The organism is Pedobacter sp. 01T416_2, from assembly GCF_056398925.1.
Window position 1 is genome coordinate 1 of sequence record NZ_JBFTQI010001023.1, and the last position, 1,661, is coordinate 1,661.

Sequence of the window (1,661 nt, forward strand, 5' to 3'; positions counted from 1 at the left end):
CGTTTTAACGGCTACAGGTGGTACACAATACAGCTGGACTGGCTCGGATATCGTTAGCGGACAAAGCACTTCAGCGCTCACCATCCGACCGAAACAAAGCGGCACCTATAAAGTAACCGTAAGCAATGTAAGTGGTTGTGTGAGCGATCAAAGCATTGCCATTACCGTAATAGACGATTATAAACTCGAAGCCAGTACTGTAGTTACGCCGAATGGTGATGGTTATAACGATAAATTTATCGTGAAGAACATCGATTATTATCCAAACAATACCTTGAAGATATTCGATAAGGCCGGGCGGATTTTATACACCAAACATACTTATGCCAACGACTGGGACGGAACCATAAACGGCAGTCCGCTAAACGAGGGTACCTATTACTACATCATCGATTTGGGTAGCGGCATTGGTACATTCAAAGGTTATATCAACATCATTAGAGACTAATTACAGACATGAGAGCAATTACAAAAAACATAAAGCAAATGCGTCGCGTAACGTTTCTATTTGCTGCAGGCACATTATTTTTCGGATCTGTTAAAGCGCAGATCCTTCCACTCAATGCACAATATTTCCAGAACCGTTACCTCGTTAACCCCTCAATGGCCGGTATCGAAGCMGGGTTTAACATCAACGGAAGTTTCCGCAAGCAATGGTCTAACATTCCAGGTGCCCCCATTACACAAAGCGTAACCTTAGATCAGCAGCTGAACAAAGTGGGTTGGGGTGTAAACATCTACAACGAGAAATCGGGCGGTATCCAACGCACCAAAGCAGTCGGAACCTTTGCTTACCACCTTCCGCTAAACAGCGATGACCAGAAATTAAACTTCGGGATCTCTTTTGGTGCCAGTCAGGATAAGCTGGATTTAAGCAGTATAAGAAACAGCGACATTAACGACCCATCCATTGCCCGTTTTAACGACAGGGGTTATTATGTTGATGGCGATTTCGGGATCTCTTATACTTCGAAAGGATTAACCGTTGAAGGTGCCGTACCGAACATGCGTTCCGTTTTCAGAAAAGACGATTTAAACTTTGCCGACAAACCAACGTTTTATTCGGCGGTCAGTTATAAGTTCATGCTGGGATCAGGCATAAACGGAATCAGCCTCGAACCCAAAGGTGTTTTCAGGGGCATCAAAAATTACGAAAACTTATGGGATGCTGGTTTAAATGCAAATTTTGCCAACGATAAACTGTACGTAATGGCGATGTACCACAATACCCAGAACGCCACCTTTGGTTTCGGCATGAACTACAAATCGACCTTGTATTTTATGGCTTATTACAACACCGCAACTTCCGCAATCAGTGGTTATACCGATGGCGATTTTGAAGTGAACATCAGGGTAAATATTGGCAAGAAGCCTTAATTTAAACGACTGTCGTCATCCTCGCGCATGCGGGGATCCTAATGCAACAAAACGAAAAGCCGCAGACCGAAAGATCTGCGGCTTTTCGTTTTAGAAGAATTATCGTCATTTCGGATGGAGTGCAATCCTGAAATTTCGGGAGAGAAATCTTTGAACCACGTTATAGCAAGCGACTTAAACCCCTATCCGCCCGTCAGCACCTTTCCCCTGAAAGGAAAAGGACTAAAAGACAAATTATCGCATCCTGCAATATGCTCCATGCTATCTGCATCATGCTATCGGCC

At 44.0% G+C, this 1,661-nt stretch carries 2 protein-coding genes; both read left to right on the forward strand.

The features are described 5' to 3' along the window. The coding region (locus tag AC1DPQ_RS26955; RefSeq protein ID WP_477611456.1) for a T9SS type B sorting domain-containing protein at positions 1–448 on the forward strand (448 nt) is incomplete at its 5' end. A gap of 38 nt (positions 449–486) precedes the next feature. Further along, positions 487–1,377, forward strand: a complete 891-nt coding sequence (locus AC1DPQ_RS26960) for a PorP/SprF family type IX secretion system membrane protein (protein ID WP_477581906.1) — start codon at positions 487–489, stop codon at positions 1,375–1,377. The last annotated feature ends 284 nt before the right edge of the window (positions 1,378–1,661 follow it).